The sequence below is a fragment of the Zhongshania aliphaticivorans genome, from assembly GCF_001586255.1.
Taxonomy (GTDB): domain Bacteria; phylum Pseudomonadota; class Gammaproteobacteria; order Pseudomonadales; family Spongiibacteraceae; genus Spongiibacter; species Spongiibacter aliphaticivorans.
Window position 1 is genome coordinate 253595 of record NZ_CP014544.1, and the last position, 19562, is coordinate 273156.

General features: G+C 51.7%; 14 protein-coding genes. 5 read left to right on the forward strand and 9 right to left on the reverse strand.

From position 1 onward, the window contains the following. Positions 1–191: 191 nt before the first annotated feature. Positions 192–1352 (forward strand): DDE-type integrase/transposase/recombinase, encoded by a 1161-nt coding sequence (locus AZF00_RS01210; RefSeq protein WP_062382475.1) that lies wholly within the window; start codon positions 192–194, stop codon positions 1350–1352. A gap of 1217 nt (positions 1353–2569) precedes the next feature. Here AZF00_RS01210 and hepT (AZF00_RS01215) read toward each other — a convergent pair. From hepT (AZF00_RS01215) to AZF00_RS01240, 6 genes are all read right to left on the reverse strand, one after another. Beyond that, positions 2570–2989, reverse strand: coding sequence for a type VII toxin-antitoxin system HepT family RNase toxin (gene hepT / locus AZF00_RS01215; RefSeq protein ID WP_008246721.1), 420 nt, complete (start codon positions 2987–2989; stop codon positions 2570–2572). 24 nt (positions 2990–3013) lie between these two features. After that, the gene (gene mntA, locus AZF00_RS01220) at positions 3014–3406 is read right to left on the reverse strand and encodes a type VII toxin-antitoxin system MntA family adenylyltransferase antitoxin (RefSeq protein ID WP_008246724.1); all 393 of its coding nucleotides are present in this window, start codon (positions 3404–3406) and stop codon (positions 3014–3016) included. Positions 3407–5172: 1766 nt separating this feature from the next. Continuing rightward, positions 5173–5592: a type VII toxin-antitoxin system HepT family RNase toxin gene (hepT, locus tag AZF00_RS01225; RefSeq protein WP_062382605.1), complete on the reverse strand. Its 420-nt coding sequence runs from the start codon at positions 5590–5592 to the stop codon at positions 5173–5175. A 24-nt stretch (positions 5593–5616) separates the two neighbouring features. Further along, complete coding sequence (mntA, locus tag AZF00_RS01230; protein WP_062382608.1) at positions 5617–6009, reverse strand: type VII toxin-antitoxin system MntA family adenylyltransferase antitoxin; 393 nt, start codon at positions 6007–6009, stop codon at positions 5617–5619. 740 nt (positions 6010–6749) lie between these two features. After that, positions 6750–7730: a ribonuclease Z gene (locus tag AZF00_RS01235; protein ID WP_062382610.1), complete on the reverse strand. Its 981-nt coding sequence runs from the start codon at positions 7728–7730 to the stop codon at positions 6750–6752. A 40-nt stretch (positions 7731–7770) separates the two neighbouring features. After that, positions 7771–8463 (reverse strand): TetR/AcrR family transcriptional regulator, encoded by a 693-nt coding sequence (locus tag AZF00_RS01240; protein WP_062382613.1) that lies wholly within the window; start codon positions 8461–8463, stop codon positions 7771–7773. Positions 8464–8731: 268 nt separating this feature from the next. On the opposite strand from AZF00_RS01240, the gene AZF00_RS01245 reads away from it, so the two are divergent. Further along, positions 8732–9607, forward strand: coding sequence for a TIGR03619 family F420-dependent LLM class oxidoreductase (locus tag AZF00_RS01245; RefSeq protein ID WP_062382616.1), 876 nt, complete (start codon positions 8732–8734; stop codon positions 9605–9607). Positions 9608–9998: 391 nt separating this feature from the next. On the opposite strand, the gene AZF00_RS01250 is transcribed toward AZF00_RS01245, so the two are convergent. After that, positions 9999–10676: a TetR/AcrR family transcriptional regulator gene (locus AZF00_RS01250; protein ID WP_062382620.1), complete on the reverse strand. Its 678-nt coding sequence runs from the start codon at positions 10674–10676 to the stop codon at positions 9999–10001. Positions 10677–10759: 83 nt separating this feature from the next. On the opposite strand from AZF00_RS01250, the gene AZF00_RS01255 reads away from it, so the two are divergent. The 3 genes from AZF00_RS01255 to AZF00_RS01265 all read left to right on the forward strand — a co-directional run bounded on the left by AZF00_RS01255 (position 10760) and on the right by AZF00_RS01265 (position 17275). Further along, on the forward strand, positions 10760–12121 hold the full coding sequence (locus AZF00_RS01255) for a cytochrome P450 (RefSeq protein ID WP_062382623.1): 1362 nt from the start codon (positions 10760–10762) through the stop codon (positions 12119–12121). Positions 12122–13320: 1199 nt separating this feature from the next. Further along, on the forward strand, positions 13321–14343 hold the full coding sequence (locus tag AZF00_RS01260) for an LLM class F420-dependent oxidoreductase (protein WP_062382627.1): 1023 nt from the start codon (positions 13321–13323) through the stop codon (positions 14341–14343). Positions 14344–14698: 355 nt separating this feature from the next. After that, on the forward strand, positions 14699–17275 hold the full coding sequence (locus AZF00_RS01265) for a TonB-dependent receptor (protein ID WP_062382630.1): 2577 nt from the start codon (positions 14699–14701) through the stop codon (positions 17273–17275). A gap of 231 nt (positions 17276–17506) precedes the next feature. Here the strand turns inward: AZF00_RS01265 and AZF00_RS01270 are convergent, their stop codons facing one another. Continuing rightward, positions 17507–18562: an esterase/lipase family protein gene (locus AZF00_RS01270; protein WP_062382633.1), complete on the reverse strand. Its 1056-nt coding sequence runs from the start codon at positions 18560–18562 to the stop codon at positions 17507–17509. Positions 18563–18721: 159 nt separating this feature from the next. After that, on the reverse strand, positions 18722–19561 hold the full coding sequence (locus AZF00_RS01275) for a 23S rRNA (adenine(2030)-N(6))-methyltransferase RlmJ (protein ID WP_062382637.1): 840 nt from the start codon (positions 19559–19561) through the stop codon (positions 18722–18724). Between the last annotated feature and the right edge of the window lies 1 nt (position 19562).

A 19562-nucleotide genomic window follows, 5' to 3' on the forward strand; every position in this document is an offset into this window, starting at 1 on the left:
GCTGGACGACTATTCGGTGTCATACCTGCGGAGGCAGGGGCAGGTATCCATGTGACCGGTTTGTACCTATTTGCTGTCATCCCTGCGAAGGCAGGGATCCATATGAACGGGTACAAACCGGTCACATAGGTTACAGATTAGCCCGACCACATAGGTAACACTTCTTATCCCACAACGATAAGGAGTTTGTCATGCCTTGGCACAAGACCGACCACGTAAGCGAGCGGGAGCATTTCCTAAAAGCCTGGCTCACAGGCCGTCATTCGATGACGGCACTGTGCAGAGCTTTCGGGATCAGTCGCAAGACGGGCCACAAATGGGTCTATCGCCTTAAAATGGAAGGCATGACTGATTTGTCCGATCGGTCACGAGCACGACACCAGCAAACGCATCAAACGCCTGAATCGATTACCCAGACGCTCATAAACACTAAATTTGCGTTTCCCGATTGGGGGCCCCGTAAAGTCGTTGCGTATTTACGCAATACCCAGCCAGACTCATGCTGGCCTGCGCACAGCACGGTGAGTGAGATTTTCGCTCGCCAAGGGCTTGTAAAGCACCGCGGGAATCGTCGCTATAAGTCACCGGCAAGGACGGCGCCGTTATCTCATGCAAGTGAGCCAAACCGTGTTTGGAGTGTGGATTTCAAAGGCGACTTTCTGCTGGGCAATCAAAAGCGCTGCTATCCCTTAACCGTATTTGATAATTACAGCCGCTACCTGCTGGACTGCAAGGGTCTCTACTCAACACACACAGCGCCCGTCATAGCGGCATTTGAGCGTCTGTTTTACGACTATGGCTTGCCGGACTACCTTCGCTCAGACAACGGCAGTCCGTTTGCGTCTACGCGTATCGGTGGGCTTAGCCAATTCAGCCTATGGTTATTAAAACGAGGAGTGATGCCTGAACGAATACGCCCTGGTCGGCCGCAAGAAAATGGCCGCCATGAACGCTTTCATCGAAGCTTAAAAGCCGCTGTTTGCAAGCCGCCAAAAGGCGATTTATCCGCGCAGCAGCGCGCCTTTAACCACTACCAGTTTAGTTACAACAACTACCGGCCCCATGAGGCGCTCAACGATACGCCACCAGCGCAGCATTACACGCGGTCACCGCGAATTTATACCGGCGAGGAACAGGAGTTTCACTATCCCGATCACTACGTGATCAGAAAAGTGCGTTCCGATGGGAATATGAAATGGAAGCAGCTACCGATCTATGTCGCCAACTTGCTCGCGGGAGAATATATCGGCTTGGAGCCTATCGATGATGGCTGCTGGATGACCTATGTATCGACATTGAAATTAGGCATACTCGATGAGCGACAAAAGCGGATTATTAGACCCGGACAATGAGTTTGAAGTGTAACCCATGTGCCCGGGCTAAAGTGTAACCCCTCTGACCGGTCGTACAACGCGGTGAATGCTTTGTGGTGGCTGCGTGAAATTCGCACTTCGTTGCGGAGATGGACTCCTGCCTTCGCAGGAGTGACGAATAAATTAAATTTGCAGTATTTGTTGTCCTGCCTGCGCAGAAGTGGGGAATGCTTAATTTGTAGTCATGCCCCTGTGCCGAATTAAGTCATCCCTGCGAAGGCAGGGATCCATATGAGCGCAGCGAATGCTTTGTGGTGGCTGCGTGAAATTCGCACTTCGTTGCGGAGATGGACTCCTGCCTTCGCAGGAGTGACGAATAAATTAAATTTGCAGTATTTGTTGTCCTGCCTGCGCAGAAGTGGGGAATGCTTAATTTGTAGTCATGCCCCTGTGCCGCATTAAGTCATCCCTGCGAAGGCAGGGATCCATATGAACGCGGTGAATGCTTTGTGGTGGCTGCGTGAAATTCGCACTTCGTTGCGGAGATGGACCCCCTGCTTTCGCAAGGGCAGAGTCCGGCTTCGCAGGAGTGATTAATGTATATAGTGAGGCCTAACCCCCGAAGTCATCCCTGCGAAGGCAGGGATCCATATGAGCGCAGTGAATGCTTCGCGGTGGCTGCGTGAAATTCGCACTTCGTTGCGGAGATGGACTCCTGCCTTCGCAGGAGTGACGAATAAATTAAATTTGCAGTATTTGTTGTCCTGCCTGCGCAGAAGTGGGGAATGCTTAATTTGTAGTCATGCCCCTGTGCCGCATTAAGTCATCCCTGCGCAGGCAGGGATCCATATGAACGCGGTGAATGCTTTGTGGTGGCTGCGTGAAATTCGCACTTCGTTGCGGAGATGGACTCCTGCCTTCGCAGGAGTGACGAATAAATTAAATTTGCAGTATTTGTTGTCCTGCCTGCGCAGAAGTGGGGAATGCTTAATTTGTAGTCATGCCCCTGTGCCGCATTAAGTCATCCCTGCGAAGGCAGGGATCCATATGAGCGCAGTGAATGTTTTGTGGTGGTCACGTTAATTCCGCACTTCGGTGCTGCAAAGGACCCCCTGCCTTCGCAGTGACAGAGTCCGGCTTTGCAGGAGTGACGATCAATTTAGCTTGCTGTGTTTTTCGTCATACTCTCGTCTGGTTGACGGACGATTATTTTGGTCTCATCCCCGCTGCGGCAAGGGCGGGTATCCAAGTAGCCCTTAAGAGCTCAGCGCCGTTATGGCTTTGCGCGCAAATCGCAAAATATCGTTGAAGTAGGCTTTGCTGATGATGTCCTGCACTATCTGGCTGTCTACATTGAGGTAGTCGTGAACAAGGACGTTCCGCAGTCCAACAATTTTGCGCCAGTTGTCGGATTTTTCAATTAGGCCTTGGTCTGCAAGATTGTTAAAGGAGGTGAGTGCTTCACTGGGTGTTATGTGGCTAGTGGCCTTTGTCCAATGCTTGGCTAGGCCAATCGCACTTTCTATAAGTATTTGTAGTGTTCGTTCGGCAGCGTGTTGTTCCAGCCGGCTAAAGTTTCGGATGGCCAATATGTCTTTCAGTGATTTTAAATCGTATTCGCACTGGTCTATGTGTTCAGCGAGTGCTGATAGGTAGGCAGAGTTCGAGGTGCTCATAAATTTTTTGCGTGTGTTTAGTGTTTATGCACGTTGCCGCTGATGGTATGCAAAGTCAAGTTCCCAGCGTGACATGATGCGCGCTTCTTGGCGCATGCGATGCGCGGGTGATAGGTCTAGTAATAATTTGCCTTCAATGAGGATGCTCCATGCTAAGGGAATAGGCGCGGTGGCTAGGTCAACAATGCTTAGCGTATCTTCTGGTAGTGATAATTGTACGTGCCAGTCTAGCGCGAGCAGCTCCGGCCGGAGTCGGCGTTCTAGAGGGTCTTTTTCCCAGTTGCTGAATGCAACAGCAAGGTCATAATCGCTGTGATCATGATGGTCTTGTCTGGCTCGTGAGCCATAAAGCCAAAGCGCAGCGATATTGTCGGTGTGTTGTGCGGCATGAATAATTTTTTTGCTGAGTGTGTCCATTGCAGTAGTATCGGGGGGAGTAGCTTGTCGTGCAAGTAGGCACTATTAAATGCTTTGTGGTTGCAGCGTGAAATTCGCACTTCGTTGCTGAGATGGGCCCCCTGCCTTCGCAGGGGCGGAGTCCGAACCTCCGCAGGAGCGACGAGTAATTAAATTTGCCGTATTTGTTGTCCTGCCTGCGCAGAAGTGGGGAATGCTTAATTTGTAGTCATGCCCCTGTGCCGCATTAAGTCATCCCTGCGAAGGCAGGGATCCATATGAACGCGGTGAATGCTTTGTGGTGGCTGCGTGAAATTCGCACTTCGTTGCGGAGATGGACTCCTGCCTTCGCAGGAGTGACGAATAAATTAAATTTGCCGTATTTGTTGTCCTGCCTGCGCAGAAGTGGGGAATGCTTAATTTGTAGTCATGCCCCTGTGCCGCATTAAGTCATACCTGCGCAGGCAGGGATCCATATGAGCGCAGCGAATGCTTTGTGGTGGCTGCGTGAAATTCGCACTTCGTTGCGGAGATGGACTCCTGCCTTCGCAGGAGTGACGAATAAATTAAATTTGCCGTATTTGTTGTCCTGCCTGCGCAGAAGTGGGGAATGCTTACTTTGTAGTCATGCCCCTGTGCCGCATTAAGTCATCCCTGCGAAGGCAGGGATCCATATGAACGCGGTGAATGCTTTGTGGTGGCTGCGTGAAATTCGCACTTCGTTGCGGAGATGGGCCCCCTGCCTTCGCAGGGGCGGAGTCCGAACCTTCGCAGGAGTGACGAATAAATTAAATTTGCCGTATTTGTTGTCCTGCCTGCGCAGAAGTGGGGAATGCTTAATTTGTAGTCATGCCCCTGTGCCGCATTAAGTCATCCCTGCGGAGGCAGGGATCCATATGACCGCAGTGAATGCTTGGTGGGGCAGCGTTTAAGCCCGAACTCCGTTGCAGCAATAGACTCCTGCCTCCGCAGGAGTGACGAATATATAGAGGGAGGCCTAACCCCCGAAGTCATCCCTGCGCAGGCAGGGATCCATATGAACGCAGTGAATGTTTTGTGGTGGCTGCGTGAATTCCGCACTTCGTGGCTGAGATGGACCCCCTGCCTTCGCAGGGGCAGAGTCCGGCTCCGCAGGAGTGACTAATATATAGAGGGAGGCCTAACCCCCGAAGTCATACCTGCGCAGGCAGGGATCCATATGAGCGCAGCGAATACTTGGTGGGGCAGCGTTTAAGCCCGAACTCCGTTGCAGCAATAGACTCCTGCCTCCGCAGGAGTGACTAACATATAGTGAGGCCTAACCCCCAGAAGTCATCCCTGCGGAGGCAGGGATCCATATGAGCGTAGCGAATACTTGGTCGTGGCTGCGTGAATTCCGCACTTCGTGGCTGAGATGGACCCCCTGCCTTCGCAGGGGCAGAGTCCGGCTTCGCAGGAGTGACTAATATAGTGAGGCCTAACCCCCCCGAAGTCATCCCTGCGCAGGCAGGGATCCATATGAGCGCAGCGAATGCTTGGTGGGGCAGCGTTTAAGCCCGAACTCCGTTGCAGTAATAGACTCCTGCCTCCGCAGGAGTGACTAATATAGTGAGGCCTAACCCCCCGAAGTCATCCCTGCGCAGGCAGGGATCCATATGAACGCAGTGAATGCTTGGTGGGGCAGCGTTTAAGCCCGAACTCCGTTGCAGTAATAGACTCCTGCCTCCGCAGGAGTGACTAATGTATAGAGGGAGGCCTAACCCCCGAAGTCATACCTGCGGCGGCAGGGGCGGGTATCCAAGTAGCCGTTAAGAGCTCAGCGCCGTTATGGCTTTGCGCGCAAATCGCAAAATATCGTTGAAGTAGGCTTTGCCGATGATGTCTTGGACTATCTGGCTGTCTACATTGAGGTAGTCGTGAACAAGGACGTTCCGCAGTCCAACAATTTTGCGCCAGTTGTCGGATTTTTCAATTAGGCCTTGGTCTGCAAGATTGTTAAAGGAGGTGAGTGCTTCACTGGGTGTTATGTGACTAGTGGCCTTTGTCCAATGCTTGGCTAGGCCAATCGCACTTTCTATAAGTATTTGTAGTGTTCGTTCGGCAGCGTGTTGTTCCAGTCGGCTAAAGTTTCGGGTAGCCAATATGTCTTTCAGTGATTTTAAGTCGTATTCGCACTGGTCTATGTGTTCAGCGAGTGCTGATAGGTAGGCAGAGTTCGAGGCGCTCATAAATTTTTTGCGTGTGTTTAGTGTTTATGCACGTTGCCGCTGATGGTAGGCAAAGTCAAGTTCCCAGCGTGACATGATGCGCGCTTCTTGGCGCATGCGATGCGCGGGTGATAGGTCTAGTAATAATTTGCCTTCAATAAGGATGTTCCATGCTAAGGGAATAGGTGCGGTGGCTAGGTCAACAATGCTGAGCGTACCTTCTGGGAGTGATAATTGTGTGTGCCAGTCTAGTGCGAGAAGCTCTGGGCGGAGTCGGCGTTCTAGAGGGTCTTTTTCCCAGTTGCTGAATGCAACAGCAAGGTCATAATCGCTGTGGTCATGATGGTCTTGTCTGGCTCGTGAACCATAAAGCCACAGCGCAGCGATATTGTCGGTGTGTTGTGCGGCATGAATAATTTTTTTGCTGAGTGTGTCCATTGCAGTAGTATCGGGGGGAGTGGCTTGTCGCGCAAGTAGGCACTATTAAATGCTTCGGTGGTAGCATTCAACTCCGTACTTTGTGGCTGCGATGGACCCCTGCCTTCGCAGGGGCGACGAGTAATTAAATTTACCGTATTTGTCGTCATACCCTCTTAGGGTCACCGAATGATTAATTTTGCTGTCATCCCTGCGTAGGCAGGGATCCATATGAACGCAGCGAATGCTGTGTGGTGGCTGCGTGAATTCCGCACTTCGTGGCTGAGATGGACTCCTGCCTCCGCAGGAGTGACGAATAAATTAAATTTGCAGTATTTGTTGTCCTGCCTGCGCAGAAGTGGGGAATGCATAATTTGTAGTCATGCCCCTGTGCCGCATTAAGTCATACCTGCGTAGGCAGGTATCCATATGAACGCAGCGAATGCTGCGTGGTGGTCGCGTGAAATTCGCACTTCGTTGCAGCAATAGACTCCTGCCTCCGCAGGAGTGACGAATATATAGTGAGGCCTAACCCCTCGAAGTCCTCCCTGCGAAGGCAGGGATCCATGTGAGCGCAGCGAATGCTTTGTGGTGGCTGCGTGAATTCCGTACTTCGTTGCGGAGATGGACCCCCTGCCTTCGCAGGGGCAGAGTCCGGCTTCGCAGGAGTGACTAATATATATAGTGAGGCCTACCCCCCCCTCGAAGTCATCCCTGCGCAGGCAGGGATCCATATGAGCGTAGCGAATGCTTTTGCGCTGTTAAAGCTTATTCAGGCTTTTATCTTTCTCGAGTTGATAGCTTTGCAGGTCTTCTGCAAGCAGCAAGTTTCCCTGGTAGTGTTCGCGGGCTTCTTTGTAGAGGTCTTTTACGGTGTGCTGGGCTTTGTGTTTGTTTTTAGATGAATGGCCACTGCGATAGCGTTGACTGAAGTGGGTGAGTATAAGGTGGGGGAGCCCAGTGTTGGTGGCGGTTTTGGCAACCATGGCGGCGGTGCTGTGCATGTATTGCGGGCCGACTTTGGCGAAGACGTCTTCGGTGAAGGTGGCTTCGTGAATGAGTAGGTCGCAGTCTAGCAGTGCCTTATGCAGTAGGCTGGGTTGGTCGTTGTCGCCGCCAACGACTATTTTGCGGGCTGGCCAGGCGGGGGTGCAGACTTCGCTGGCGCGAAGGGTGTTGCCGTTAGCCAGTGTTACATCGTCACCTTGTTGTAATTGGTGCCACAGTGGGCCGCGAGGTACGCCAAGGTCATCGAGTTTGGTTTCGTTGATGTGGGTTGGCGGTATTTCGGTAATCTGGTAAGCGAAACAGGGAACGCGATGTGACATTTCAACGGCGCTCACTTCAATGGCGCCGTCGTTGTAATAAAAATCCGGCTGGTCGCTGCGCACAAAATTCAGGGGAAAGCGCATATTGTGAACATCGGTAAGGGCAAAGGTATTGCGAACGTATTGCTCTATGCCGTCTGGCGCGCAGACCGTGAGTGGCTCGGTGCGGCCGCTCATATTGGCGCTGGCAATAAGGCCTGGCAGTCCGTAGCAGTGGTCACCGTGAACATGGGTGATAAAGATGGCTTTGAGTTTGGCGCTGGAGTGGTGGCTATGCAGTAAGCGATGCTGAGTGCCTTCGCCACAGTCGATTAAATACCAGTCGCGGTTGTCGTCTATGTTCAGCGCTAGGGCGGTGACGTTGCGTTGCGCCGTTGGCGTGCCGGCGCTGGTGCCTAAAAAAGTAAAACGCATAAATTCGGTTTTGTTACTCCGTGTGGGCGTTCATTGTGAGCTATTTGCCTTGGCGTTGCTCGAGTATTTGCAGGGTGTTGGGCGATGGCGGGGTCTCGAGCATTGCCGTAATGCTGTCGATGAGATTGCTGGCCATAAAGTCGGTGTCGCGTATCATTGGGTCTAATTGCCGGTTTTTACGCACCCGCGCATGGTCAGAGATGCCGTGAAAAGCGAGAACATTCATCATGAGAATGCGTTGCTGGCCTACTTCCGGTGGCAGATGAGTTAGCTGCTTGGCGGCCAGTTTGGCCAGTTTGGTTTCTCTGGGTATTTGCAGTGGGTGTGCGTGTGGCAGGCTGTAGCCCAAGGTATTGCTGGCAATAAGCTCAGCGCTAATGTGTATATAGGCCTCGCCCCCGTCGGGGTCGGTGAGTTTGTCTAGGAGTGGTTCGACGATGGCGGTGGCCAGCAAGCGAGCCACGGGCTGGGTGGTGGCGAGTAAGGCGTCGATTAAATCGGCGCGCTTAGCGGCTACGCCGGGGCTGTGTTTATCAAAAATAGCCTGTAGCAGGCCGGTTTTGTTGCCAAAATGGTATTGCACGGCGTTGCGGTTGTTTTGGTTGGCTTCGCGGGTGATGGTATTGACTGACACCGCTTCGTAGCCTTGCTCAGCAAATAAGAGTTCGGCGGTGCGAATAAGTGCTTCGCGGGTGCGCACGCTGCGGCTGTCTTTTATGGTGCTCACATTCATGGTGTTACCATTGTGTTTTGTTTGTCTGAATTATTCTAAGTTGTTGGTTATCTTAGCAAAAAATCGAACCATATAAACCGTGTTAGAGGCAATGTTACGGTTTAAAGCCCTGCGCTTCCCTGCATTAAACTTACTATTAGCATAGACCGTAATCGTCAATTTGCTGCGCCATTTGGGTGAGGCGGCAACCGAATCTTTGTATTAATGTGGTTGCTGCTGACTCAGTTGGGTTGGCCTATGACAATAATGACAGGGGAAGGGATTAGCGATGAAGTTTGCCTACCACCACAGTATGTGCCCGCAGGAGCAGTATGCGCCCCTGACCTTAGAAGCCGAGCGGCTGGGCTTTGATACCATTACCATGCCCGACAGTATTTGCTACCCGAAAGAGGCGAGTTCCAAATACCCTTACAACGCTGATGGCAGCCGCGAGTTTTTAGACGGGGTGCCATTTATGGAGCCGTTTTTACTTACGGCGCATTTGGCGGCAATGACCAGCACTATTCGCTTCTCTACCTCGGTGCATAAGCTTGCGGTGCACGAGCCAGCCTTAATTGCTAAGTCTTTGTCGACCTTGGCGGTGTTGAGCGGCAATCGCTTTACCTACGGCGTGGGTATTAGCCCGTGGGCAGAAGATTTTGAAGTGACTAATGTCGCGTGGGAAAAACGTGGCAAGCGCATGGACGAAATGATTGAGATCATCAATGGCCTGATGAGCGGTGAGTACTTTGGCTATAAGGGGGATATGTTCGATCTTCCCGCCATAAAGCTATGCCCGGTACCCACTGTGCGCCCGCCGATACTGGTCGGCGGCCATTCCATTCCAGCATTGCGCCGCGCAGCGCGATTAGGCGATGGTTGGATTGCGGCTGGTGGCGAGCTTGAGTCTATTAAGGAAATGATCGATAAAATTAATGACTTCCGCAAAGAGTACGGTCGCGATCACCTGCCTTTTGAGTTTCAAGCGATGACGGCGGAAGCCTATAGCGCTGATGGGATAAAACGTCTTGAAGACATCGGTGTAAATGAAGTGCTGGTTGCGTTCCGCGATGTCTATGCCTCTGAAGCAGATGATAAAACCGTTGAAGAGAAAATAGGCATGATGGCTTGGTACGCGAATGAGGTGATTGCTAAGTCTAAGTAGCGAAATGCGTGAGGGCGGCGGGGTGTGAAGTATGAATTCACTTCGTTGCTGAGATGGGCCCCTGCCTTCGCAGGGGCGACGATTTTTATGCGAGCGTCATTCCTGCGCAGGCAGGGGGCCATGTGACCGGTTTGTACCATTTGCTGTCATCCCTGCGGAGGCAGGGATCCATGTGAGCGTTAGCGAATACTTCGCGATGGCTGCGTGAAACCCCTTCTTCGTACCCGAGATGGACCCCCTGCCTTCGCAGGGGCGACGTATTTTGATTCGAGCGTCATCCCTGCGCAGGCAGGGGGCCATGTGACCGGTTTGTACCACTTGCTGTCATCCCTGCGTAGGCAGGGATCCATGTGAGCGTTAGCGAATGCTCCTTGAAATCATGTTCAAATCCTTACGCCGATGGGCCTTTCAATACGGCAATAAGCCTAAACAAATATTCCGCTTTGGCCTCGCGTTCTTCAAAGGGGCACATCAACAGGTTTTTGGCCATGCCATTAACGAGGTCAAAGGCGATGCTGGTGATGTCGCTGGCGCTGATATCGTTGCGCACGTGGCCGCTGGTCTGCATATTGGCGATCATTACCGCCATTAATTCCCGAAACTGGTTGTTTTTGTCGCGTTCGGCTTCAAGGCTGTCTTTGTGGGTGAGGGCGAAGGTGTGCAGGTTCAGGCGCACCCGCCACTCTAGGTCAGATTCCTCATCCAGCGGTAGACCAGCTTTAATAACGGGCACAAACGAGTCGATATTGGGGCTTTCGTAGGCTATGGCTTCTTGCATTCGCAGGTCGATCCGCTGATCTGCCCAGCGGAAGGCGGCGATGACTATCTCTTCTTTGCTACTGAAATAATGGGACAGCACACCAATGGAGCAGCTTAGCTCCTTAGCTAAGGCCCTTGTAGTAAGCGCTTCTAAGCCCTTGTTTGCAATGAGTTTTGCAGCGGCGCCAGCGACTTCTGCGCGGCGGATATCGTGGTCTACTTTCCTCAATTGGTAACCCTTATTATCTGGTGTTGGCCGGTGGAAATGACTGTGGCAGGGATAATATACCGAATATGACGAATATTTCATATCGGACGCTTGATATGTATGTGGCTCGAGCCTATGATTGATCGCAAATAACATCACGATAATCCCCCTTCGGAGGGCTGAATATGACTGCGGCAGTAAACCCAAGCTATAAAGAATGCAAAAATAACGAGAAACTGGACCATATTCCAGGTTCTTTCGGCTTACCTATTATTGGTCAGACATTTCAGCTGGTGAAGGACTTGTACGGCACCATCGATCGCCAGTATCAACAATACGGCAATGTTAGCCGCTTCGGCTTGGCGGGTTTCCGCGGCGCACTGTTGATTGGGCCAGATCTTTATAAGGAAATAATGCTCGACAGGGATAAAAACTTCTCTGCTGAAATGGGCTATATGGGTTCGTTGGGGCGCTTCTATAAAGGTGCACTGCTGCTTCGCGATCATGAAGAGCACCGCTTTCAGCGTCGTATGATGCAGTCGGCATTTAAGAATGACGCTATGAAAGGCTATATCGGCACTATGGGGCCGATGATTGCCGAAGGCATTAGCGGATGGGGCGAGCAGGGCGAATTATTATTTTTCCCGGCTATTAAGCAAATTTTGCTCGATGTTGCAGCGCAGATTTTTGTTGGCTTAGATGAAAGCGACGAGCGTGCCGCTAAGCTCAATAAAGCGTTCCTCGATATCGCCAATGGTTTGATGGGCATTGTTACCAAAGAGTTGCCGGGTACCAGACACCGCAAAGGCAAAATTGGCGAGCGCTACCTTAAAGAGTTTTTTGGCGGGCTCATCGAAGAGCGTCGTGCGGGCGACGGCACCGACACCTTTAGCTATTTTACGCGTGAAAAAACCGAGGATGGCGAGTATTTCTCGGACGACGATATTATCGCGCATATGAGCTTCTTGCTGTTCGCCGCACACGATACAACCACCAGTGCCTTGAGCCACATGCTTTTCCACCTGGGCCAAAACCCTGAGTTACAGCAGCGTCTGCGCGAAGAGGCCATGTCGATAGATAAACCTTATCTCGATTACGAAGATTTAGAAAATATGCCGCTGATGGAAGTGGCCGTTAAAGAAGCCTTGCGCCTTCATCCCTCCGTTATGATGATGCAGCGTCGCACCATTAATGACTGCGAGTTGGGTGGCTATAAAATTCCGGCTAACACAATTCTTTTTCTTGCTCCCCAGCACACCCACCGAATGGCCGAGTACTGGGATGAGCCACTTAAGTTCGATATCGATCGTTGGTTGGAGCCGCGTAACGAGCACAAACGCCACTCATTTAGCTGGGTTGGCTTTGGCGGCGGTGCCCATAAATGTATCGGAATGCACTTTGCACTGATGCAAGTGAAAAACTTCATGCACCAATTTCTGCGTCAGTATGAGTTCCACTTGGCCGATGGTTTTAGCGACAAAATGCAAACCGTGCCACTGCCAAAGCCGGTTGATGATTTGCCGCTGGTATTGAAGCGAATAGGCTGAGCCACTGGCGTTAGATGCAAGATGCAGAGCAAGGTCATACCTGCGTAGGCAGGGATAGGTATCGACCAGAGCAAGGTCATACCTGCGCAGGCAGGTATCCACGTGAGTGCAGCGAATGCCTTTGCAGGCAACGCTAATTTTAATACTTCGTTGCTGAGATGGACCCCTGCCTTCGCAGGGGTGACGTCCGATGTTAATAGGGTGTCCTGGTTTCGGTAGTGGCAGACATCAGCCCGAAAGAGGTCATACCTGCGCAGGCAGGTATCCACGTGAGCGAAGCGAATGCTTTTGCAAGCAGCGCTAATTTTTATACTGCGTTGCTGAGATGGCCCCTGCCTTCGCAGGGGTGACGTCCGATGTTAATAGGGTGTCCTGGTTTCGGTAGTGGCAGACATTAGCCAGAACGAGGTCATACCTGCGCAGGCAGGTATCCACGTGAGCGTAGCGAATGCTTTTGTTAGCAGGGCTAATTTTAATACTGCGTTGCTGAGATGGACCCCTGCCTTCGCAGGGGTGACGTCCGATGTTAATAGGGTGTCCTGGTTTCGGTAGTGGCAGACATTAGCCAGAACGAGGTCATACCTGCGGAGGTAGGTATCCATGTGAGCGCAGCGAATGCCTTTGTTAGCAGCGCCAATTTTAATACTTCGTTGCTGAGATGGACCCCTGCCTTCGCAGGGGTGACGTCCGATGTTAGCAGGGTGTCCTGTTTCGGTAGTGGCAGAAATCAGCCAGAACGAGGTCATACCTGCGCAGGCAGGTATCCACGTGAGCGCAGCGAATGCTTTTGTTAGCAGGGCTAATTTTTATACTGCGTTGCTGAGATGGGCTCCTGCCTCCGCAGGAGCGACGTCCGATGTTAATAGGGTGTCCTGGTTTCGGTAGTGGCAGACATTAGTCAGAATGAGGTCATACCTGCGCAGGCAGGTATCCATGTGAGCGCAGCGAATGCTTTGTGGTGGCAGGGTGAATTCCTTACTACGTTGCTGAGATGGGCCCCTGCCTCCGCAGGAGCGACGCTCGAACCTTCGCAGGGGCGACGAAGCGTTTGTGTTTCGGGCATTTCGTCATACCTGCGCAGGCAGGTATCCATGTGAGCGCAGCGAATGCATTTGCGTCTTGCGCCAGACGTGTGTCGTCTGACGCTTTGGTCGTTTCTTAATTAAACTGTAGTTATCAAAGAATAAAAGAGGGCGTATATGAAACTCGGATTACATCTTGGCTACTGGCAAAAAAATCCAACCGATCGTTTTATTGAACTAGCCCAAAAAGCCGAAGCGTTTGGGTTTGATTCGGTGTTTACCGCTGAGGCCTATGGCTCAGATTGTTTTACGCCGCTGTCCGCAATTGCGGTATCCACCAGTAAAATTCGCTTGTGTACTGGGGTCATGCAAATTTCGGCAAGAACACCCGTGTGCGCGGCAATGTCGGCGCTAACCTTGGATCATATTTCCAATGGCCGCCTTTGTTTGGGGGTTGGGGTTTCTGGTCCGCAGGTTGTTGAGGGTTGGTATGGTCAACCTTTCAAACGTCCACTTGAGCGTACTCGCGAGTGGCTGGATATTTTTCAGCAAGTCATTGCCCGCGAGGCTCCAGTTGCGCTAAATGGGGAGCAATACAAGCTGCCCTATGATGGCCCCAATAATCTTCATTTAGGTAAGCCGCTAAAGAGCATCACTCACCCACTGCGTAAAAAGATTCCGGTATTTTTGGGCGCCGAAGGCCCTAAAAACATCGCCTTGGCGGCAGAGCGATTTGACGGTTGGATGCCAATCTTTGTCTCGCCCTATCGTATGAATATTTTTGACGATAGCTTGGCGAGTAAGCCAGAAGGCTTCGAGATTAATGCGATGGTGAATTGCATTGTGAACGATAATCTTGAAGAGGCTATGTATCCAGGCAAAATGACCATGGCCTTGTATTTAGGTGGTATGGGAGCCAAGAAAGACAATTTCCATAAAAACCTAATGGGTCGTATGGGTTTTGGTGACGAAGCACAAAAAGTGCAAGACCTTTGGTATGCCGGTAAGCATGACGAAGCCATCAAGGCCGTGCCAGATGCCCTGGTTGATGAGATTTCATTGCTAGGTCCTAAAGAGCGAATCCGCGAACGCCTGCAAGATTGGAAAAAGTCTGACGTAACAACATTGATGATTGGCCATGCCGATAATTTTGATGTCTCTGTAAAGACGATGGAATTTATTGCTGGGGAAGTGGTTTAGTTTTTCGGCTGCTTAACGCTTGGCGGGAGACGGAAGATGCAAAACCACCGAGCAATTTTTACTTCGTCGATAAATAGACTCCTGCCTTCGCAGGAGTGACGAAAAAATAAATTTACAGTGCTTGCTGTTATGCTTGCGCAGGAGTGACGAATGTTTATTCGAGGTCATACCTGCGTAGGCAGGTATCCATGTGAGCGTAGCGAATGCCCTTAGGTGTCTGACTTCCACGCTCTTAGCATCCCTTCATCCAAACGGATGATTCTTTCTGAGATTTATGTCGCTACGCTACATATCTTTAGATTCGTGTTATTTCAAATAATAAAATGGGTTCGTCAGAGAATCCGAGGGTAAGTTTATGGCCATGGATCACGTTTCGCGTGGGGTGTTATTGGGCCTGGCGGTCACCGTATTTTCCTCATCGCCGCATGCGGCGGAGGTAGTTGGCGAAAAAAGGAGCTTATCTTCTGCACTCGAAGAAGTGCTTGTTACGGCACGAAAGCGCGCCGAAAACATCCAAGAAACACCGGTGGCGGTGACGGCTATCAGCGGCGACGATTTGCGTGCGCAGGGTATTTTAAGCACGTCGGAGCTGAGCAAGTCAGTGCCGAGTTTGCAGATAAACGACAGCACCGCGCCGCAGATTTTTATTCGCGGTATTGGCCAGCGAGCGCCAATGGCACGTTTTGATCCCTCGGTCAGTGTTTACCTCGACGGTATTTTTATTCCCCGCCCTGACGGCCAGCTTTTAGACACCATTGATATTGAAAGTGTGCAGGTGTTGCGAGGTCCCCAAGGGACTTTGTTTGGTAAAAACAATACTGGTGGCGCTCTGGTATTCACCTTAATTAAGCCGGGCGAGGAGCCCGGTGGTTATGTTGAAGGCGCCTTGGGAAATTACGGTGAACAGCGAGTTCGCGCGGCGCTGGATATGCCGGTCAGTGATGAGTTCTTAACGCGGCTGGCGCTGGCCAGTCATCGCCGCGATGGTTTTTTGCGTGACCCGTCCTCGTCGAACAACCAATCGGTAGATCGGCTCTCGGCAATATTCCAGACTCGCTGGTTGGCTTCCGACGCAATTACCTTAGACACCATGACGTTTTTGGGTAAAACGCGTGAGCGGTTTCCGTCGTATCATTGCTCGGTTATTAATGAAGACGCCTTGTTCATAAACGGCTTGGGAATATTGTGGCCGGGCGATACTGATCCCAGTAATCCCAGCGCTTATCAAGATAACTGCAAGGCCAATGATCGCGACAGCCTGCCAGATTTAGTGACCAATCAAGGGCCAACGCAGCATCAAATTAAGCATCAAGATACCTTAATGTTTGGCGCCACCCTGAATTGGGAGCTGAATGAGAATCACAGTTTGAAAACGATTCTTGGGTACCGCGATGCTATTAAAAAAGGACCACAGCAGACGGCTGACGAAGGTGGCCCAGAGCCCTTTTTGCGTGGCATTGTCTTGGATGATGCCGACCAAGAGTCCTTAACCCTAGAATTGCAATTAAACGGTCAATTTTTTGATGGCGCAGTGGAATATGCCACGGGCGTGTTCTGGCAAGACGAGTTTAAATCTGAACGTTATTTGTTGAGTAGTCCGCTAGTGGGTATCGATGCGATCAATCTTGCTCAGCTTGCGGCGGGCCGTGTACCCGACGCGTCACTGATTCCGCCGGGCGGCAGTGCGCCGCCAATTGTCGGCGCATTAGTGCCCTTAGACACATTGCAAGATTTCGATATTGACGGTGAGACGCTCGCCATATTTACCCAAGCGACATGGCACATAAATGAGCATTTTGAACTGACCCTCGGTGGGCGCTATACCGAGGAAGATCGGCAGTCGGAACTGATTACCCGCACCTCAGACCTGGCGGCAGTCACCGATATCGTGAGCGCCGATCCACGTTTCCTTACCCTAGATCCCGCTATGGGTTTACTTACCTATTTAGGCGTTTGGGCGGAAGATCCGATCAGTCTGGCTAACAATATTTTGAAGGCATCGGTCAGTGGCGAAGTTGGCTCACCTCTGGGGGCGCCGGTTCGCGATTATATGGATAGTACTTTTAAAGAGTTTACACCAATGGCCTCGGGCTCTTGGTTGGTGCCTGATGCCTGGTTAGATGGCAGTTTTATCAGCTCGGGTATGGCCTACGCTACCTTGAGTAATGGTTTTAAATCCGGTTTTCACGAGCCCAGCGGCGTAGATGGTTTGTTAGTGGTGGAGCCTGAGTCACTGGAAAACAGGGAGATTGGTTTTAAGGTCGATGCACTAGAGCATTCACTACGCGTAAACGTTGCACTGTATTCAATGACCTTTGAAAATATGCAGCTAATCACCGTGGGTTTGGACTCGGCCAATAGCTTGGTGGTGACCTCTCAGAATGCCGGCAAGTCGATGATTGAAGGTGGCGAGATTGAGATTTTATGGCTGCCGAGCCCGGAAATGTTGGTGTCGCTAACCTACAGTAATAATAACTATAAGTTTTTGGAGTTTGACGATGTCGCGTTAACGCCACTGGCCGTCAGCGGCGAAAAAGTGGTGCTGGATCGCAGTGATGAAGAGTTTGCCGTGTCGCCCCGTCAGTCTGCCTCCTTGGGTGTGCAATACACCATCGTTAGCGATATTGGCTTAATTGTTCCGCGCTTCGACCTTAGCTATAAAGGCGAGACCTATATGGGCTTTGATGACGGTTCTTGGGAGGTGACTAAAACAAATCCCGGTGCAGTCTATGCCGATGATTATATATTGCTTGATGCGCGTCTGAGCTGGACCAATATAAATGATGACCTGAGCATTGCCGCCTATGTTAAAAACCTAACGGATGAGCGCTATGACATTGGCGCAGTTGCTACCGGTGAATCCTTGGGTACCTTTGCGCGGGTGTTGGGCGAGCCGCGCTTCTACGGTGTTGAAGTGCGCAAGACGTTTTGAAGTCGCGCAGTATATGAAGGGGCTACAAAACGTAAAATATCGGAGGTCGTGGTGCTGAATGCCTAGCACAAGAGCTTTGTCGCTGAGTCTTGATCCGCACTCTGTCGTTGAAATAGACTCCTGCCTGCGCAGGAGTGACGAATGATTGATTGGTGTCATCCCTGCGCAGGCAGGGATCCATGTGAGCGCAGCGAATAGCCTTTTGTTCGTTCGCTGCCCAATTCCATATAACTATCGCGGTATGGGCTTTGTTGCATAGCTCCGCAGTGGCGGTTCTTCGCTTACTAGTTGAGCGTCGGGGAAGCCCTGCGCCGGTTCGCTGCCAAAGACGCTGGCAAAATCTTCTAACAGTGTTGCGGAGAGCGCTTGATCTGGTAGTGGCAGGAGCCCGCATAGCTCGGCACCACCGGCGCGCTCAACATTGGCCGGGCCAGTATTGCTCAGTGCATCTAAGGTTAATTCAAAGGTAAAGCGGTCGCTGAGGCCAATGGTTATGTGGTCGACGATTCGCCCCGTACACACATCTTGAATCAGGGTGTTGCTGACTCTGGGGTTGCTCATGCCAAAGTCCAGAGCGGCAGTTGGCTCCGGTTCATAGGGCTGTACTAGCTCATCCATCATTGTATAAATATTGCTGTAATCTATATTGCCCGGTGTTTCGTCGCCGCTGTTTAAGGCGGTGATAAATGCTGAGTCTTGGGCCATTTGGAAGGCCGCCGCGGGCAGGGGTAGGGGCAGGGCGCCAGTCAGGACGGAGGGCGACATTTGGGTGCCGTGATGGGGCGCCGCCAAGCTGACAATGTCATCTACCATGGGGCGTAAACTGGGCCACCAGGTTACCGCCCAGCGTGGATGTAAGCCGCCCTGGCTGTGACCAATCATGTCAATTTTACGGCCGGTATCGGCGTGAATTTGCCGCACAGCGTTCACAATATATTCAACGGAGGTTTGTAAATCATTAAGGCCGCGATCTGGGTAGGTGACGATACAAACGTCGTAACCGCGTTCTTCCAATAATGGCTTGTAGCTCCAGTTGTATTGTTCTTCGCCGTGGGTGAAGGTGCCGTGCACTAGCAATACCACCTCGGTGGCGGGGTGACTCAGTTCGCCGCAAACGAGGCCCGCGTTCAAGGTGGCGATGTCTGTTGTTAACGCCGGGTCGCTATTACTCGCGCCATTTGCTGGCGGGCTGCTTCGGGTGCTACTTGTGCTGCTGCCACCACATGCGGCAAGTATGGCGCAGCTAAGTACCGCTGCTGTTGCCTGCAGAAAATTCGTTTTAGTCATAGGGCATAACCTTGTTTCATTTTTTATAAGTTATAGAGCGTGGGGCAGTTGCGGTCTGTGAACTGTATAGCAATTGAGGCTAAAAGTTATAGGGTGATAACTTTTAGCCTGTTTCGGCGGGCATGGTCGTAAAATTTAGCTGGGGCTTTCAGGCGAGTATTATGGAGTCGCTGAATTTAATTCAAATTGACTGTGTTCACCGTCGCCAAGTAGCTGTTCGAGAATCGGCATCACTTCTGTGAGCTGATTGGCCAGTTGCCACGGTGGGTTAATGACAAACATCGCGCTGCCAAACATGCCGTGCTCGCCTGCTGGCGCTTGTACTGTTAGTTTTACGTGGAGGTAATTCTTGGGTGACAGTGCCTTTAAACGCCGACCTAAATCCGTGGATTCATCGCGCGGTATCAGTGGGTACCACAGCGCGTACACCCCATTGGGGAAGCGGCGCTGGCTGTCTTTAAGCGCAGTAATGACATTGCGATAGTCGTTTTTGTCTTCATACGGCGGGTCAATTAAGACCAGCGCGCGCTTGCTGGGTGGCGGTAGCAGGGCTTTTAGACCGGCAAAGCCATCGGCGTCGTTGATGCGAGCGCTGTGGTGAAAGCGCTTACGCAGATTTTCGTGGTCGTTGGGGTGTAGCTCAAATAAATGGGCTTTGTCTTGCTCGCGCAGTAATTGCAGGGCGATAGCGGGGGAGCCGGGGTAGCCTTCGGCCTCGCCTTTACAGCAGGCGTCGATGACCTCGAGATAGCGCTGTAGCGGCGCGGGAAAATCTTGGCCACTGGTGGCGCTGCGCAGTTTGGCGATGCCGCTGTCGAACTCGCGATTTTGCGCGCTAAATGCGCTGGCAAAATGATAAAAGCCCGCACCGGCATGGGTATCGATATAAGACACCGCGGTGGGCTTTTGCTGTAAATAGTCTAAGCACAATACCTGCACTAGGTGTTTCAACACGTCGGCATGGTTGCCAGCGTGAAAGCCGTGACGGTAACTGAGCATG

Bases quoted from the DNA above. Each gene is read 5' to 3' on its own strand.
- AZF00_RS01210 (WP_062382475.1), top strand. From the start codon at position 192: ATGCCTTGGCACAAGACCGACCACGTAAGCGAGCGGGAGCATTTCCTA.
- hepT (WP_008246721.1), bottom strand. From the start codon at position 2,989: ATGAGCACCTCGAACTCTGCCTACCTATCAGCACTCGCTGAACACATA.
- mntA (WP_008246724.1), bottom strand. From the start codon at position 3,406: ATGGACACACTCAGCAAAAAAATTATTCATGCCGCACAACACACCGAC.
- hepT (WP_062382605.1), bottom strand. From the start codon at position 5,592: ATGAGCGCCTCGAACTCTGCCTACCTATCAGCACTCGCTGAACACATA.
- mntA (WP_062382608.1), bottom strand. From the start codon at position 6,009: ATGGACACACTCAGCAAAAAAATTATTCATGCCGCACAACACACCGAC.
- AZF00_RS01235 (WP_062382610.1), bottom strand. From the start codon at position 7,730: ATGCGTTTTACTTTTTTAGGCACCAGCGCCGGCACGCCAACGGCGCAA.
- AZF00_RS01240 (WP_062382613.1), bottom strand. From the start codon at position 8,463: ATGAATGTGAGCACCATAAAAGACAGCCGCAGCGTGCGCACCCGCGAA.
- AZF00_RS01245 (WP_062382616.1), top strand. From the start codon at position 8,732: ATGAAGTTTGCCTACCACCACAGTATGTGCCCGCAGGAGCAGTATGCG.
- AZF00_RS01250 (WP_062382620.1), bottom strand. From the start codon at position 10,676: ATGAAATATTCGTCATATTCGGTATATTATCCCTGCCACAGTCATTTC.
- AZF00_RS01255 (WP_062382623.1), top strand. From the start codon at position 10,760: ATGACTGCGGCAGTAAACCCAAGCTATAAAGAATGCAAAAATAACGAG.
- AZF00_RS01260 (WP_062382627.1), top strand. From the start codon at position 13,321: ATGAAACTCGGATTACATCTTGGCTACTGGCAAAAAAATCCAACCGAT.
- AZF00_RS01265 (WP_062382630.1), top strand. From the start codon at position 14,699: ATGGCCATGGATCACGTTTCGCGTGGGGTGTTATTGGGCCTGGCGGTC.
- AZF00_RS01270 (WP_062382633.1), bottom strand. From the start codon at position 18,562: ATGACTAAAACGAATTTTCTGCAGGCAACAGCAGCGGTACTTAGCTGC.
- AZF00_RS01275 (WP_062382637.1), bottom strand. From the start codon at position 19,561: ATGCTCAGTTACCGTCACGGCTTTCACGCTGGCAACCATGCCGACGTG.